This window comes from Escherichia sp. E14S1, from assembly GCF_004211995.1.
Taxonomy (GTDB): Bacteria; Pseudomonadota; Gammaproteobacteria; order Enterobacterales; family Enterobacteriaceae; genus Escherichia.
Genome location: NZ_RHJQ01000014.1, coordinates 113,582 through 128,702 on the forward strand (window position 1 = coordinate 113,582; position 15,121 = coordinate 128,702).

Sequence of the window (15,121 nt, forward strand, 5' to 3'; positions counted from 1 at the left end):
ACAAAAGGGATAGATTCCTTTAGTTTACCACGGACGCATCACAACCTTCCTGATTCCTCAGGAAGGTTTGTGAGATAAATTTAGACTGGCGGTAAATCGAACAGCAGGATTTCACTGTCGCTATCAGCGTGGACGGAAATCGCCTGCTCATCCCAAATCGCCAGACCATCGCTGGTCGAGGCTTTTACGCCGTTAATAGTGACATTACCTTTCACCACCTGGATCCAGACGCGGCGTTCAGCGGCAATCTGATGTATCGACTGCTCATCTTTTACCAGCGCCCAGCGGTACAGTTCCATATCCTGATACACTTTCAGCGAACCGTCACGCGCATCCGGCGAGAGCACCAGCTGTTTGCCCTGCACGGCATCGAAGCGACGCTGTTCATAACGCGGCGTAATACCGTTTTCTTCTGGCATGATCCAGATCTGATACAGGTGCAGACGCTCAGTGCTGCTTGGGTTGTACTCTGAGTGACGAATACCCGTACCCGCACTCATAATCTGGAACTCGCCCGCCGGAACCTGTTCTTTATTGCCCATGCTGTCCTGATGCTCAACAGTACCTTCCAGCACGTAGGTCAAAATTTCCATATCTTTATGCGGGTGAGTGCCGAAGCCCTGCCCTGCTTCAATCACGTCGTCGTTAATCACGCGCAGCGCGGAGAAGCCCATAAAGTTCGGATCGTAATAATTGGCAAAAGAGAAAGTATGCCAGGAGTCCAGCCAGCCATGATTAGCATGACCGCGTTCATTTGCTTTGCGTAAGTAGATCATTTGTATTCGCCCCCTGAATGATTTCGATGGGCTTAGTGTGGACCCGATCTGCCTGGGATGATAGAGGGTGAAAATTGACCCCTCTGTTCAAAAAAATTGAACTATTCGAGGGGCCATAAACTTACTTCACGAGAGTCACTGTGGAGGGAGAGGCTTGTTCAAAACCGCGTTCAAGGATTTCCAGATTGGTAAGAACTTCAGATTCCTTGACGTAATTTGGCGCACCGTTGGTGATGGTTTGGTACAACGCATCATACACACGTCCATAGTCGCCCATCTCCGGCTTCATCTCTTCTCTGACCATCACGCCCTCGTCATTGACATACTCCAGCACACCGACCGAATCATCCGCCGCAAATCCAGGTTCGCCCGGCATAATATTAGCCTTCAGGCTGGTTTCCTGCTGGTCGATGCCGTATTTAATAAATGTACCTTTCTTACTGTGAACGATAAATTTCGGATAATCGATTTTCACCAGATGACTGGTTTTAACGATCGCTTTCAGGTCGCCATAAAACAGCTGCGCTTCAAAGGTGTCGTCAGGATTGGCTTTATTACGCAGGCTGCGGATGTCATAAGCGACGTGATCCGGGCGACCAAACAGCGAGATAACCTGGTCCAGGGTATGCACACCAAGCCCATAGAACGCGCCATCCTGCGGCAGTCCAGGTTTGGTTTCTGCCACCGGGCGGTAATAGTCAAAATGGCTTTCCACTTCGACAATCTCTCCCAGCTTGCCGCTTTCAATCGCTTTTTTCGCCGTCAGGAAGCAGGAATCAAAGCGACGATTCTGATACGGCGTGACGATCAGCCCTTTACTTTTCGCCAGCGCAAACAGCTCTTTCGCCTGCGCAAGCGTCGGGGTGAACGGTTTTTCGACAAGTACATTTTTCCCGGCTTCCAGCGCGCGCTTCGCGTACTCGAAGTGGCTGTCCGCGTGGGTGCAGACGACAACCAGCTTAACATCGGGATCGTTTAACACTTCGTCGAGATCGCTGGTGAAATGAATATGGGAATAAATGGGAGCCTGTTCTTCCGGCTTCGCATGGCGGCGAAAAATATGCGCGACATGCCAGCTATCCTTGCGGTTAAGTACATACGGAAGATGGTAACGGGTGGTGCTTTTGCCGAAGCCAATAAAGGCACAGTTGATGACCATGATTTCGTCCTTTTTAAGGTGGTTATTTACACCTTAGCGCAAAGCGGACGCGGTTCCTATGCCTGGGCTTCAGTACGTCAGATTGTTGGCAAAGTGCACTTTGATCATGCCGGATGCGGCGTGAACGCCTTACCTGCCTACACAAAATGGCATCGGTTTGTAGGCCTGATAAGCGTAGCGCATCAGGCAATTTTGCATTTGTCTCAACACGAGGAACACTTCACGTGGACAAAATGGCAATCAAACCAGTACGAAAGCAAAAAAAAAGCCAGCACCCGGCTGGCTAAGTAATACTGGAAGCAATGTGAGCAATGTCGTGCTTTCAGGTTCTCCGCGAGGGTCTTCCTGATCGCGAGACAATAATAATCATTCTCATTCGCACTTGTCCAACACTTTTTGCAAAAAAATGCATTTGACTCGTATTTGAAAGTCAATGATGTTGAAAGGGACATTTACCCTAAAGAGGACAGAGGAATGAGTGAGATAGTAATACGCCACGCAGAAACGCGCGATTATGAGGCCATTCGGCATATCCACGCCCAGCCGGAGGTGTATTACAACACACTACAGGTGCCTCATCCTTCAGAACATATGTGGCTGGAACGACTCGCCGATCGCCCCAGCATCAAGCAACTTGTCGCCTGTATTGATGGAACTGTAGTAGGTCATCTCACCATTGATGTACAGCAACGCCCGCGCCGCAGTCATGTTGCCGATTTTGGTATCTGTGTCGACGCCCGCTGGAAGAATCGCGGCGTCGCCAGCGCCCTGATGCGAGAGATGATTGAAATGTGCGACAACTGGTTGCGGGTAGATCGTATTGAACTAACGGTGTTCGTCGATAACGCGCCAGCAATTAAGGTCTATAAAAAATTCGGCTTTGAGATTGAAGGGACTGGCAAGAAGTACGCATTGCGTAATGGTGAATATATCGATGCGTATTATATGGCGCGGGTGAAATAGAGAATTTGTAATCTAAGTTTGTCATTTAAGCCCTCACCTACCAGGAGAGGGCTTAAGATATTAGTACCCTGCCGTTAAATCATCCACCGAGCGCGGGTCGGATGCGCCGTACAACTCACCGTCAGGCCCAACCATAATGCTTTGTGTACTGCCCATCGCCTCTTTCAGCGCCACTTTCTGACCTTTTGCTTCCAGCAGCTTGATCGTATCCGGGCTAAATCCCTTCTCGACACGCAGCTCGTCCGGCAACCACTGATGGTGGAAACGCGGCGCATTGGTCGCTTCGGCGACGTTCATCCCATAATCGATGCTATTTACCACCATTTGCAGCACAGTGGTGATAATCCGGCTACCGCCAGGGCTACCAGTCACCAGCCAGGTTTTACCGTCTTTCACCACAATAGTCGGCGACATCGACGACAGCGGACGTTTGTTCGGCCCGACGGCGTTGGCATCACCGCCCACCAGCCCGTAAACGTTCGGCACGCCCGGTTTGGCGGAGAAATCATCCATCTGGTTATTGAGCAAAATACCGCTCTCACCCGCGACAATGCCCGTACCGAAGGTGGTGTTCAGCGTATAGGTCACCGCCACCGCGTTACCGTCTTTATCCACTACAGAGTAATGGGTAGTTTGATTACTCTCATAAGGCGCAAGCTTGCCAGGGCGAATCTCGCTGGACGGCTTCGCTTTATTGATATCGATTTGCTCGGCAATAGATTTGGCATAGGCTTTATTGGTCAGCGCCTGCCACGGTACTTTGACAAAATCCGGGTCGCCAAGATATTCCGAGCGGTCGGCGTAGGCGTATTTCTCGGCCTCTGCCATGATTTGCATCGCGTCGGCGCTGCCAAAGCCGTATTTCTGCATATCGAAGTTTTCCAGAATATTGAGGATCTGCACGATATGAATCCCGCCGGAAGATGGCGGTGGCATGGAGTAAACCTGATACCCGCGATAATCGCCGCTAATCGGTGTGCGTTCTACTGCTTTATACGCGGCTAAATCTTCTTTCGTAATCAAGCCACCGTTTTTCTGCATCTCCTGAGCGATCTGCTCCGCTATCGTGCCTTTATAGAATTCATCCGGGCCGTTTTCGGCAATCATCTCCAGGCTCTTTGCCAGGTTCGCCTGCACCAGCTTGTCGCCCTTTTTCAGCGGCTCGCCCTCTTTCCAGAAGATAGCTTTGCTGTTTTCGTGATTCGGCAGCACTTCGCTCCCGTAGGTTTTGAGATCGTCTGCCAAAGCGTCGTTAATGATAAAACCATCGCGTGCCAGTTTAAACGCCGGTTGCACCACTTTGTTCAACGGCATGGTGCCGTATTTATCCAACGCCAACGAGAAACCTGCTACCGTACCGGGCGTGCCGGAAGCCAGATGCGAAGTGAGTGATTTTTTGCTGTCCGGGTTGCCCTGATCATCAAGGAACATATCACGGGTCGCTTTGGCGGGCGCCATTTCGCGGAAATCGATAGCCGTGGTATTGCCATTTTTCGAGCGGATTAACATAAAACCACCGCCGCCCAGATTCCCTGCCTGCGGATGCGTTACCGCCAGCGCGTAGCCCACCGCCACGGCGGCATCAACGGCATTCCCGCCCTCCTTGAGGATATCCACCCCCACCTGAGTGGCAGTAGCATCTACAGACGCCACCATCCCCTGCTTTGCGCGTACCGGATGGAAGACATCTTCCTCCACACCATAAGAAACAGGTGGCGCGGCTGCCGCACTAAAACAACATCCTGAAAGCAAAGCTGCAATCGCCGCCCGGCGTAAAAACGTCGGTTTTATCATCGTTATTCTCCAGTTATGTGTGGGGCAACCCCAGCTAAGCCTGGTATATAACTCTGAATTAATCATCGTTTTGCCGGGAAGCGAGTAAACTTAAAGGATATCTTCAGAGGAGGATACGCGATGAAACGACTTCTGCTTTTGACGGCACTCCTGCCGTTTGTCGGCTTTGCACAGCCCATTAATACTCTGAATAATCCTAACCAGCCGGGGTATCAGATCCCCAGCCAGCAGCGGATGCAAACTCAAATGCAGACTCAGCAAATCCAGCAAAAAGGGATGCTGAATCAGCAACTGAAAACTCAGACGCAATTGCAACAGCAGCATTTAGAAAATCAGATTAATAGCAACTCTCAGCGGGTATTGCAGTCGCAGCCGGGGGAGCTAAATCCTGCCCGGCAGCAAATGCTGCCCAACACCAACGGCGGGATGTTAAACAGTAACCATAATCCGGATAGTTCGCTAAATCAGCAGCATATGCTGCAAGAGAGGAAAAACGGCGACATGCTGAATCCGCCCAGCACGTCGCAGCCTGACATTCCGTTGAAAACTATTGGTCCGTAAAGTTCGGACCAATCACATCAATCGCATCGGTACAGATGCAATCCACGCCCCAGCGCAGCAACTCTGCCGCGCGCTGGGGTTTGTTGACGGTATACACCAGAATCCGCAGTCCGGCGTCTTTCAACTGCATCACTCGCGCTTTATCGAGCAACTTATGATTGAGATGAATAGAGACGCAGCCCAGCCGCGTGGTCAGTTCGCGCCAGTCGTCGCGCCACTCATCAAGCAATAAACCACGCGGCAGTTCCGGTGCCGCCAATTGTGCGGCTTCTAAAGCATCAATCTCAAACGATGACAGCAGCGGCGGCGTCATACCGGCCCACAGTTCACGTGCCACCAGCGCCACCATTTTGCCCGTTAATGGCCCGGTGCCAGTGGTGGGCTTGATTTCGATATTCGCCATCATCCCATGTTCGCGACAGCGTTCCGCCACCTGCGAAAGCAACGGCAGCGGCTCACCTTTAAACGCTTTGCTGTACCAACTGCCCGCATCCACGCGCAGTAAATCCTGCCAGTTCAGCTCGCCCGCAACGCCCCAACCGTTGCTGGTACGTTCGAGATTATCGTCATGGAGCAGGAAGATCTCGCCATCTTTCGATAACTTCGCGTCAAATTCGATCATCTTATGACCGTATTTCGCCCCTACGTCGATTGCCGCCAAGGTGTTTTCCGGGGCCAACTTACCGCCGCCACGATGAGCGACGATGCGGGGATAAGGCCAGTTACTCATACTCGTTGTCCTGTTTCACCATCAAAAGGATGTAGCTGATTTTCCGGCAGATGCAGCCACAGCGTGCTGCCTGCCGTCGGGCGCTCCTGATGCGCCAGTCGCACCACCAGCTTCTGTTCGCCCCAGCGTCCGTGTGCCAGGTTATCTGCGCCGAGGATCTCCAGCGTGTCCATCACTAGTGGCACGCCGCCTTCTGCCTGCGAACTTTGCGCAATATGTTCCGGGCGGATACCGAGGGTCATTTTACGCCCGGCATACTGGCGATAGTAACCGTTTAGCGGCAGCGCAATACCGCCTTCCAGTTCGAAATGCGTGCCTTCGTTATTCACGCGGCCTGTCAGCAGGTTCATCGCCGGACTGCCGATAAAACTCGCCACAAACAGGCTGGCGGGCTTTTCGTACACTTCCACCGGTGTGCCAATCTGTTCGGCAACACCGCCGTTCATTACCATCACTCGCTGGGCGAGGGTCATCGCTTCAACCTGATCGTGGGTAACGTAGAGTGAAGTTGTTTTCAGGCGACGGTGCAGTTGTTGTAGTTCAAGCCGCATCTGCACGCGCAGCTTGGCATCGAGGTTAGAGAGCGGCTCATCAAACAAGAACACCGCCGGCTCACGCACAATCGCGCGCCCCATCGCCACACGCTGGCGCTGACCGCCGGATAGCTCACGCGGGCGGCGCTTGAGCAGGCCGTCCAGCTCCAGAATACGCGCCGCTTCTTTAACGCGCTCGGCTATTTGCTGCTTGCCCATGCCGCGGATTTTCAGCCCCCACGCCATGTTCTCCTCAACGCTCATATGCGGATAGAGCGCGTAGTTCTGGAATACCATCGCAATTCCGCGATCTTTCGGCTCCATTTCAGTGACACGCTTGCGGTCGATCCAGATATCGCCCGTCGTTACCCGCTCCAGTCCGGCCACCATTCGCAATAACGTCGATTTCCCGCAGCCAGACGGCCCGACCATCACGATAAATTCGCCATCCGCCACATCAAGGGTCAGCGGTTTAATGACCTGGGTTTTGCCATCCCAGCTTTTGGTTACTGCCTGTAATTTCAGTCCTGCCATCTTATTTCTCACTATCGACCAGGCCGCGCACAAAGGCACGCTGCATCACTAAAACAATCACTACTGGTGGGATCAGGGTTAACAACATCGCCGCCATCACCGAGTTCCATTCCGTGGTGCCTTCGCCAGTGGCGATCATCCCTTTAATCCCTGCCACGGTGGTGCCGAGATCAACGTCGGTAATAATCAACAACGGCCACAAATACTGGTTCCAGCCGTAAATAAAGGTGATCACAAACAGCGCCGCCAGATTGGTTTTTGACAGCGGAAAAACGATGTCGCAAAAGAAACGCATTGGCGACGCGCCGTCGATCCGCGCCGCTTCCACCAGTTCATCCGGCAGCGTCATAAAGAACTGGCGGAACAGGAAGGTAGCGGTCGCCGAGGCCATCAGCGGCAGCGTTAAACCAGCGTAGCTGTCGAGCATCTTCAGGTTGGCGATGACTTCCACCGTCGGGAAGATACGCACTTCAACCGGCAACATCAGGGTGATAAAAATCATCCAGAAGAAGAGGTTACGTAGCGGAAAACGAAACCAGACAATGGCAAATGCCGAGAGCATCGAGACGGTAATTTTGCCGAGCGTAATGCTGAACGCCATCACAAAGCTGTTAAGCAACATCCGCCAGAACGGCGCGCTATTCGTACCAACCCCGTTTACCCAGATATTGTGGATGTTTTCCAGCAGATGCGTGCCGGGAATAAGCGTCATCGGCGCGGCGTAGACTTCTTGTTTATCCAGCGTCGCCGCGACAAACGCCACGTACAGTGGGAAGAGGATCACCGCGATCCCGAGGATCAGCATGGTATGGCTGAATATCGTCAGCCACGGACGGTTCTCAATCATTGGTAACGCACCTTGCTTTCAACATAGCGGAACTGCACCACCGTCAGCACGATGACGAGGAACATCAACACCACCGACTGCGCGGCAGACGAAGCCAGATCCAGTCCGGTAAAGCCTTCGCGGTAGATCTTATAAATCAGCGTCGTGGTGGCCTGAACCGGCCCGCCGGACGTGGCGGCGTCGATCACCGGGAAGGTGTCGAAGAAGGCATACACCAGGTTCACCACCAACAGGAAGAAACTCACCGGAGCAATAAGCGGCAGCGCAATCTTAAAGAAGCGGCGAATCGGCCCTGCGCCGTCAATAGCTGCGGCTTCAATCAACGAACGAGGAATGGATTGCAGCGCGGCATAGAAGAACAGGAAGTTGTAGCTGATTTGCTTCCACACCGAGGCAAACACCACCAGAAACATCGCCTGACCGCTGTTTTGCGCATGGTTCCAGTCGTAGCCGAACTCAGCGAGAAAATGGGTGATCAGCCCACGACCGGGGTTAAACAGGAAGATCCACAATACGGCGGCAACAGCGGGAGCCACGGCATACGGCAGCAGCATTAAGGTTTGATAGAAACGGCTGCCGCGCACGATGTACTCCACCAGCGCCGCGAAGAACAACGACACCAGCAAACCGCTGACGGTGACAAAGGTGCTGAATTTTATCGTTGTCCAGAAGGAGTCGAGATAGTAGCTGTCATGGAACAGCGTGACGAAGTTATCCAGGCCGACAAACTGGCTGGAGAAACCAAACGGATCGACGCTTTGTAGCGAGTACCACAACGCTTCGCCCGCAGGCCAGATAAAAAAGATAACGGTGATGATGAGCTGCGGCGCGACCAGCAAATAAGGCAGCCAGCGCGAGCGAAACACCGGACGGGATGATGACATTACGGTTAATTCCTGAACTGTGCCGGATACGCTTCGCTTATTCTGCCTACACACGATGGCAGGTCGGATAAGCGAAGCGCACCCGACATTTCACTGGTTAAGACTTCGTCGATTTCTCAAAGCGGCGCAGCAACTGATTCCCACGCTCAACGGCGGTATCCAGCGCCTGCTGTGGCGTCTTCTTACCGGTCCACACGCTTTCCAGTTCTTCATCCACAATCACGCGGATCTGCGGCATGTTGCCCAGACGCAGCCCTTTGGTGAACGGCAACGGCGGCTTGTTCAGCATCTGACGCGTCGCGATATCCGCCCCGGGGTTTTTCTCGTAAAAGCCCTGCTCACGGGTCAGGTCATACGCCGCTTTGGTGATTGGCAGATAACCGGTTTTCTGATGCCACTCGGCAGCGTTTTCTGGCTTCGCGAGGAAGTCGAGGAACTTCGCCACGCCGGTATACGTTTCTTTATCTTTGCCCTGCATCACCCACAGGCTGGCCCCGCCGATAATGGCGTTTTGTGGCGCACCTTTCGCATCGGCGTCGTAAGGCATCATGCCTACGCCGTAGTTGAATTTGGCGTACTCGCGAATGTTGGCAAGAGAACCAGAAGAGGCTGTCGTCATTGCGCAATCACCGTTATAGAACTTCTCGGTGGATTCATCCTTACGCCCGACGTAGCTGAAGTCGCCCTTCTTGTTCATCTCTTCGAGCATGGTGATGTGTTTCACCTGCTCCGGCTTGTTGAATTCAAGCACCGCGTCTGTGCCGTCAAAGCCGTTGTTTTTGCTGGCAAACGGCAGACCGTTCCAGGCGCTAAAGTTTTCCAGTTGGATCCAGCCCTGCCAACCGCTGGCGTAGCCGCAATTCATGCCGGAGGCTTTCAGTTTCGCGGCATAGTCAGCCAGATCCTGCCAGGTTTTCGGCGGCTGTTCCGGGTCTAACCCTGCTTTCTTGAAGGCGTCTTTGTTGTAATAGAGAACGGGGGTCGAGCTGTTGAACGGCTGGGAGAGTAAGTGGCCCGTTTTGCTGTCGGAGTAGTAACCTGAAACCGTCGGCACAAACTGCGACTCATCGAATTGAAGCCCCGCCTCTTTAAACACGTCATACACCGGTTTAATGGCTTTCGACGCCATCATGGTGGCGGTGCCAACTTCATAAACCTGCAAAATAGCCGGCGCGTTGCCGGTACGAAATGCGGCAATCCCCGCGCTTAAATTCTGTTCGTAGTTGCCTTTATAGGTCGGTACAATTTTGTAATCCGGGTTTTCGGCGTTAAAACGTTGGGCCAGAGAGTCCACCTCTTTCCCCAGTTCCCCTTCCATAGAATGCCAGAACGGAATGGTCGTCACTGCCTGCGCATTGCCCATTAACGCCAGTCCGAGCGCCAGTGCTGAAGCTGTATAATGTAACGGTTTCATTGATTATCTCTCTTGTTGTACCGAATGCGCGAATTCACGCGTTTTATGCTCGCGGGGTAACATGACATGCTCGAATTACAGAAAAATAACTCTTTTGTTACATTTTTAAGATAGTAAGGTGTCAGAAAGATGACAAGGCGGTGACGGCGCGGGTGAGGGAAAATGGGAGATGGGGCACGGATATCCCAAGAATGCACTGAAAAGAGGCGATTAACGACCTTCTAATCGCCAGAACGCCTTACCATGAAGAGCAAAAATGGCAGCAAATTCTGCGTCCAGTTTTGCTGCCCGATGAGAAGTACATTTTTCAATTTTAACAATAGATTGCCGCTACACTGGTCTAACGGCAAAGAAGATTTTCATCGCACCACACTCTGCTTCAGCCGTTCATTGGCGGTCTTAATCCATTCCCGGTGGTGTTTTCTATAATGAGGTCTTGAGCGTTTAGCCGTATCAACCACAGCAACATACTGCTCGTTGGCTTCACGTAGTCGACTCATTTTCGCCAGCATTTCCGCATAGTAAATACGCGCCTGCGGGCCGGGGTAATAAGAAACAAGCACCTCAAACTCGCTTTCCGCATCAGCGTATTTTTCCTGGGTGGCTAAGGTTCTGGCGAACAATAAATGCCCGTCTGCCGACTGAAAATCGGGGTTATAACGCATCACATCTTCCAGCGTCTGCTGGCAGGCGGCGAACTCCTGGATGGCAAATTGTGCCTGCGCCAGGCTCAACATCATTGCCGCTTCATGGACGAATATCCCGCTTAACGCCTGCTGATAATGGGGAACGGCTTCGTGATAACGCCCAAGGCGCGCCAGTTCATTAGCCAACGCATAATGGTTTTGATTAGTCTCGGCAATCGCCAGCTCTTCGGTTAATTTGCGCAGGTGCCGTTCCGGGTTGATTTTGTCCTGCAGACGCATCAGCAAAGTACGTCCGTGAAGGTCAGCGCCCGTTTCAGGCAGCATCACCATGACGAAATACGCCACGCAACCAATCACCGGAAAACAGAAGATGATAAAAAACCAATATCGCTCTTGTCCGGTACGGTAAGCGTGGATACAGCAAAGCATTTCAAGCATGGCGACAACGGCATAATGCATGGGAGGGAACCTTTCCGTGGCAAATAAGTGGTCTGGTTTTAATCCTCCCGGTCAGTTGAAACAAGTCTGTATACGGACGAAGAGCCCGGCAGAACGTGGCTGCCGGGTATTCGATAATTTACCCGCCTAAATATGCACTTCTCACTGCTTCATTCGCCAGCAGCGCGTCGCCAGTATCGGAGAGCACCACATGGCCGTTTTCCAGCACGTAGCCCCGATCCGCCAGTTTTAGCGCCTGGTTGGCGTTCTGCTCGACGAGGAAGATAGTCATCCCCTGCTCGCGCAGCTGCTCGATGGTGTCGAAGATTTGCTGGATGATAATCGGCGCAAGACCGAGCGAGGGCTCATCAAGCAACAACAAACGCGGGTTGCTCATCAGCGCGCGACCAATCGCCAGCATCTGCTGTTCACCGCCGGACATCGTTCCCGCTCGCTGAACACGGCGCTCATGCAGACGCGGAAACAGTTCATAGACCCACTTTATGCGTTCCTGGAACTGGTCGCGTTCGGCAAAAAAGCCGCCCATCGCCAGGTTCTCTTCCACCGTCATCCGCGAGAAGACGCGACGCCCTTCCGGGACAATCGCTACCGCTTCGCGCATGATTTTCGCCGTCTGCCAGTCGGTAATGTCTTTATCATCAAACACAATTCGCCCGCTGGTGGCGCGCGGGTCGCCGCATAACGTGCCGAGTAAGGTGGTTTTCCCCGCCCCGTTCGCGCCAATGAGGGTGACAATCTCGCCCTGATTGATATGCAGGCTCACCTCATGTAGCGCCTGGATTTTGCCGTAGTGGGCGCTGACTTTGTCAAAGGACAACATGACTTTTTCCATCTTATGCCTCACCTAAATAGGCACGGATCACGTCCGGGTTATTACGGATTTGCTCCGGCGTACCGTTTGCCAGCGGCGTACCCTGATTGACCACGTAGATTCTGTCTGAAATCCCCATCACCAGCTTCATATCGTGTTCAATCAACAAGATAGTGGTGTTGTGATGGTTACGCAGTTCGGCAATCAGCTCATCCAGCTCTTTCGTCTCTTTCGGGTTAAGACCTGCTGCCGGTTCGTCGAGCATTAAAATCTCCGGCTGCGTCACCATACAGCGGGCGATCTCCAGACGGCGCTGGTCACCGTAGGCCAGGTTACTCGCCTGACGGTTAGCGTGTTCCAGCAAACCAATGCGCTCAAGCCAGGTGGCGGCGCGATCGAGCGCTTCACTCTGGGCGCGACGGAAAGAAGGCGTTTTCAATAGGCCAGAGAACAGCCCGGTTTTCAGTTGCTGATGCTGCGCCACCAGCAGGTTTTCAATTACCGTCATTTCACGGAACAGACGCACATGCTGGAAGGTACGCACCACGCCCATGCGGGCAATTTGCTGGCCGGGCAAACCTTCCAGGTGCTGATCGCGCAGTAAAATGGTGCCGCCAGTGGGTTTGTAGAATCCGGTCAGGCAGTTGAAGACCGTGGTTTTTCCGGCACCGTTAGGGCCGATTAACGAGACGATCTCCTGCGGGTACAGTTCAAGATTGACGTTATTCACCGCCAGCAGGCCGCCGAAGCGCATCATCAGGCCGTTAACAGATAATAATGGCTGACTCATGCCTGCTCTCCTTTCGCTGCACCGTTTTTCAGCTTCAGTTGCGGGCGCGTCATGGGCAGCAAGCCCTGCGGGCGCCAGATCATCATCAGCACCATCAAACCACCGAGCATTAACATGCTGTATTCGTTGAAATCACGCATCAACTCGCGCGACACCACCAGCAGAACTGCCGCCAGAATCACTGCAAATTGCGAGCCCATACCGCCGAGCACCACTATCGCCAGCACAAACGCCGATTCGGCAAAAGTGAAGGATTCCGGGCTGACAAAGCCCTGACGCGCCGCAAACAGCGTTCCGGCAAAACCGGCAAACGCGGCGCTGATGGTAAAGGCAGTAAGCTTGATACGACGCGGGCTTAAGCCCAGCGAACGGCAGGCGATCTCGTCTTCACGCAACGCTTCCCACGCGCGGCCCAGCGGCATCCGCAGTAAGCGGTTAATGACGAATAAAGAAAACACCACCAAAAGCAACGCTACCAGGTAGAGGAAAATGACGCGATCGGACGGATCGTATTTCAGGCCAAAGAAATTACTGAAGGTGTCCCAGCCGCCTTCACGGGCGGTACGGCTGAACTCAAGGCCGAAGAAAGTCGGTTTCGGGATCTGACTGATACCGTTTGGGCCGCCGGTAATCTCGGTGTTATTGAGCAGCAATATACGCACAATTTCGCCGAAACCGAGGGTAACTATCGCCAGATAGTCACCGCGCAGACGCAACACCGGGAAGCCGAGCAGGAAGCCCGCCGCCGCTGCCATCAATCCGGCAATCGGCAAACAGGTCCAGAAGCCAAGGCCGTAATAGTGATTGAGCAGCGCAAAGGTGTAAGCGCCGATGGCGTAAAAGCCGCCGTAGCCCAGCACCAGCAAGCCGGAAAGCCCTACCACCACGTTCAGCCCGAGGCCAAGGATAATGTAGATCATGGTCAGGGTGGCGATATCCACCGTCCCGCGCGACACCATAAACGGCCACGCCACCGCAAGCACCAGCAGCGCCACGAGGAACAGCTTTTGCTTCACCGTGGAGCCATCAATGGCGGGCAGGATAAACTTCGGCCCGGAAACGCTTTTTAGCCCTTTCTGGAAAGCAGGTCGCAAAAGCTGGAAGAAAAAGACCACCGCCGTGCCGATAAACACCCACTCCCAACGGACATCCGAAGCCGTGTCGACCACCAGTTTGGTGCCATCCAGCTCCAGCTGCACGCCCATAAAGACGCCCGCCAGGACAAAAAACATCGCGGCAGAGAGCAGCGCCATTGCAATATGCATCGGTTTCATACTTTCTCTACCTCCGGGCGACCCAGAATACCGGTCGGCATCACCAGAAGTACCAGAATCAGCAGGGCAAATGAGACCACATCTTTATATTCCGTACTCAGATAGGCAGAAGAGAGCGCCTCCGCAATCCCCAGGATCAGGCCGCCAATCATCGCCCCTGGAATACTGCCAATCCCGCCGAGCACCGCAGCGGTAAAGGCTTTCATCCCGGCCATAAAGCCGATGTAGGGGTTAATCACACCGTAGAACTGACCGAGCAGCACACCTGCCACCGCCGCCATCGCCGCGCCAATCACAAAGGTCAGCGCAATCACCCGGTCGGTGTTAATGCCAAGCAGGCTCGCCATTTTCAGATCTTCCGCGCAGGCACGACAGGCGCGCCCCATGCGGGAATAGCGAATGAAAATCGTCAGCGCCAGCATGGCGAGGAAGGTAACAATCCAGATCACCGCCTGCATGGTAGTAATAGAGGCAGAGAAGTTTTCGCTATGGCCCACCACCCACTGCCCGTTAAACAGGCTGGGCAGCGCCACGTCGCGCGAACCTTCGGTCAGGCTGACGTAGTTTTGCAGGAAGATGGACATACCGATTGCCGAGATGAGCGCAATCAGGCGCTTAGAGTTACGCACCGGGCGATAAGCCACCCGTTCGATACTCCAGCCGTAGGCGCTGGCAATGATGATTGCGCCGACGAATCCCGCCGCCACCAGCAGCCAGCCGGTATCAATGCCCATCATCATCAGCGCGGCGATGATCATAAATGAGACGTAGCTGCCGATCATGTAAACCTCGCCGTGGGCGAAGTTGATCATGCCGATAATGCCGTAAACCATGGTGTAGCCGATGGCAATCAGCGCGTAGGTACTGCCCAGCGTGACGCCGTTAAACATCTGCTGCAAGAAATATAAAAACTGCTCAGACATAAGGTAACCTTTTTAAACCCGC

The 15,121-nt window shown here is 53.6% G+C and carries 15 protein-coding genes; 2 read left to right on the forward strand and 13 right to left on the reverse strand.

Annotated features, from left to right (window positions below):
* Positions 1-80 precede the first annotated feature (80 nt).
* Both yhhW and D9734_RS16810 read right to left on the reverse strand, forming a co-directional pair.
* The gene (yhhW, locus tag D9734_RS16805; RefSeq protein WP_130209049.1) at positions 81-776 is read right to left on the reverse strand and encodes a quercetin 2,3-dioxygenase; all 696 of its coding nucleotides are present in this window, start codon (positions 774-776) and stop codon (positions 81-83) included.
* 121 nt (positions 777-897) lie between these two features.
* Positions 898-1,935, reverse strand: a complete 1,038-nt coding sequence (locus D9734_RS16810) for an oxidoreductase (protein ID WP_130209052.1) — start codon at positions 1,933-1,935, stop codon at positions 898-900.
* A 474-nt stretch (positions 1,936-2,409) separates the two neighbouring features.
* Between D9734_RS16810 and yhhY the strand changes: the two genes are divergently transcribed.
* Complete coding sequence (yhhY, locus tag D9734_RS16815) at positions 2,410-2,898, forward strand: N-acetyltransferase (protein WP_130209054.1); 489 nt, start codon at positions 2,410-2,412, stop codon at positions 2,896-2,898.
* A gap of 60 nt (positions 2,899-2,958) precedes the next feature.
* Here the strand turns inward: yhhY and ggt are convergent, their stop codons facing one another.
* On the reverse strand, positions 2,959-4,692 hold the full coding sequence (gene ggt, locus D9734_RS16820) for a gamma-glutamyltransferase (RefSeq protein WP_130209056.1): 1,734 nt from the start codon (positions 4,690-4,692) through the stop codon (positions 2,959-2,961).
* Positions 4,693-4,812: 120 nt separating this feature from the next.
* Between ggt and D9734_RS16825 the strand changes: the two genes are divergently transcribed.
* Positions 4,813-5,253, forward strand: a complete 441-nt coding sequence (locus D9734_RS16825; protein WP_130209058.1) for a DUF2756 family protein — start codon at positions 4,813-4,815, stop codon at positions 5,251-5,253.
* On the opposite strand, the gene ugpQ is transcribed toward D9734_RS16825, so the two are convergent.
* From ugpQ to livH, 10 genes are all read right to left on the reverse strand, one after another.
* A complete protein-coding gene (ugpQ, locus tag D9734_RS16830) occupies positions 5,240-5,983 on the reverse strand; it encodes a glycerophosphodiester phosphodiesterase (RefSeq protein ID WP_130209060.1) in 744 nt (247 codons plus the stop codon). The two genes, D9734_RS16825 and ugpQ, sit on opposite strands and share 14 nt — an antisense overlap.
* A complete protein-coding gene (gene ugpC, locus D9734_RS16835) occupies positions 5,980-7,050 on the reverse strand; it encodes a sn-glycerol 3-phosphate ABC transporter ATP binding protein UgpC (protein ID WP_130209062.1) in 1,071 nt (356 codons plus the stop codon). The genes ugpQ and ugpC overlap by 4 nt, the downstream gene beginning before the upstream one ends.
* Position 7,051: 1 nt before the next feature.
* Positions 7,052-7,897: a sn-glycerol-3-phosphate ABC transporter permease UgpE gene (ugpE, locus tag D9734_RS16840; protein WP_000572183.1), complete on the reverse strand. Its 846-nt coding sequence runs from the start codon at positions 7,895-7,897 to the stop codon at positions 7,052-7,054.
* Positions 7,894-8,781: a sn-glycerol-3-phosphate ABC transporter permease UgpA gene (gene ugpA / locus D9734_RS16845; RefSeq protein WP_000099289.1), complete on the reverse strand. Its 888-nt coding sequence runs from the start codon at positions 8,779-8,781 to the stop codon at positions 7,894-7,896. The genes ugpE and ugpA overlap by 4 nt, the downstream gene beginning before the upstream one ends.
* Positions 8,782-8,878: 97 nt before the next feature.
* Positions 8,879-10,195 (reverse strand): sn-glycerol-3-phosphate ABC transporter substrate-binding protein UgpB, encoded by a 1,317-nt coding sequence (gene ugpB, locus D9734_RS16850; protein WP_130209064.1) that lies wholly within the window; start codon positions 10,193-10,195, stop codon positions 8,879-8,881.
* Positions 10,196-10,554: 359 nt separating this feature from the next.
* On the reverse strand, positions 10,555-11,301 hold the full coding sequence (locus D9734_RS16855; protein ID WP_130209066.1) for a tetratricopeptide repeat protein: 747 nt from the start codon (positions 11,299-11,301) through the stop codon (positions 10,555-10,557).
* Positions 11,302-11,419: 118 nt separating this feature from the next.
* Positions 11,420-12,133, reverse strand: a complete 714-nt coding sequence (livF, locus tag D9734_RS16860; protein WP_000416895.1) for a high-affinity branched-chain amino acid ABC transporter ATP-binding protein LivF — start codon at positions 12,131-12,133, stop codon at positions 11,420-11,422.
* A gap of 1 nt (position 12,134) precedes the next feature.
* The gene (gene livG, locus D9734_RS16865) at positions 12,135-12,902 is read right to left on the reverse strand and encodes a high-affinity branched-chain amino acid ABC transporter ATP-binding protein LivG (RefSeq protein ID WP_000082101.1); all 768 of its coding nucleotides are present in this window, start codon (positions 12,900-12,902) and stop codon (positions 12,135-12,137) included.
* The gene (livM, locus tag D9734_RS16870; RefSeq protein ID WP_130209068.1) at positions 12,899-14,176 is read right to left on the reverse strand and encodes a branched chain amino acid ABC transporter permease LivM; all 1,278 of its coding nucleotides are present in this window, start codon (positions 14,174-14,176) and stop codon (positions 12,899-12,901) included. The genes livG and livM overlap by 4 nt, the downstream gene beginning before the upstream one ends.
* The gene (livH, locus tag D9734_RS16875; protein WP_130209070.1) at positions 14,173-15,099 is read right to left on the reverse strand and encodes a high-affinity branched-chain amino acid ABC transporter permease LivH; all 927 of its coding nucleotides are present in this window, start codon (positions 15,097-15,099) and stop codon (positions 14,173-14,175) included. Before livH ends, livM begins: the two co-directional genes overlap by 4 nt.
* Positions 15,100-15,121 lie beyond the last annotated feature (22 nt).

Excerpts from the sequence above, each read along its gene's own strand:
- yhhW (WP_130209049.1), bottom strand. The coding sequence starts at position 776 with ATGATCTACTTACGCAAAGCAAATGAACGCGGTCATGCTAATCATGGC.
- D9734_RS16810 (WP_130209052.1), bottom strand. The coding sequence starts at position 1,935 with ATGGTCATCAACTGTGCCTTTATTGGCTTCGGCAAAAGCACCACCCGT.
- yhhY (WP_130209054.1), top strand. The coding sequence starts at position 2,410 with ATGAGTGAGATAGTAATACGCCACGCAGAAACGCGCGATTATGAGGCC.
- ggt (WP_130209056.1), bottom strand. The coding sequence starts at position 4,692 with ATGATAAAACCGACGTTTTTACGCCGGGCGGCGATTGCAGCTTTGCTT.
- D9734_RS16825 (WP_130209058.1), top strand. The coding sequence starts at position 4,813 with ATGAAACGACTTCTGCTTTTGACGGCACTCCTGCCGTTTGTCGGCTTT.
- ugpQ (WP_130209060.1), bottom strand. The coding sequence starts at position 5,983 with ATGAGTAACTGGCCTTATCCCCGCATCGTCGCTCATCGTGGCGGCGGT.
- ugpC (WP_130209062.1), bottom strand. The coding sequence starts at position 7,050 with ATGGCAGGACTGAAATTACAGGCAGTAACCAAAAGCTGGGATGGCAAA.
- ugpE (WP_000572183.1), bottom strand. The coding sequence starts at position 7,897 with ATGATTGAGAACCGTCCGTGGCTGACGATATTCAGCCATACCATGCTG.
- ugpA (WP_000099289.1), bottom strand. The coding sequence starts at position 8,781 with ATGTCATCATCCCGTCCGGTGTTTCGCTCGCGCTGGCTGCCTTATTTG.
- ugpB (WP_130209064.1), bottom strand. The coding sequence starts at position 10,195 with ATGAAACCGTTACATTATACAGCTTCAGCACTGGCGCTCGGACTGGCG.
- D9734_RS16855 (WP_130209066.1), bottom strand. The coding sequence starts at position 11,301 with ATGCATTATGCCGTTGTCGCCATGCTTGAAATGCTTTGCTGTATCCAC.
- livF (WP_000416895.1), bottom strand. The coding sequence starts at position 12,133 with ATGGAAAAAGTCATGTTGTCCTTTGACAAAGTCAGCGCCCACTACGGC.
- livG (WP_000082101.1), bottom strand. The coding sequence starts at position 12,902 with ATGAGTCAGCCATTATTATCTGTTAACGGCCTGATGATGCGCTTCGGC.
- livM (WP_130209068.1), bottom strand. The coding sequence starts at position 14,176 with ATGAAACCGATGCATATTGCAATGGCGCTGCTCTCTGCCGCGATGTTT.
- livH (WP_130209070.1), bottom strand. The coding sequence starts at position 15,099 with ATGTCTGAGCAGTTTTTATATTTCTTGCAGCAGATGTTTAACGGCGTC.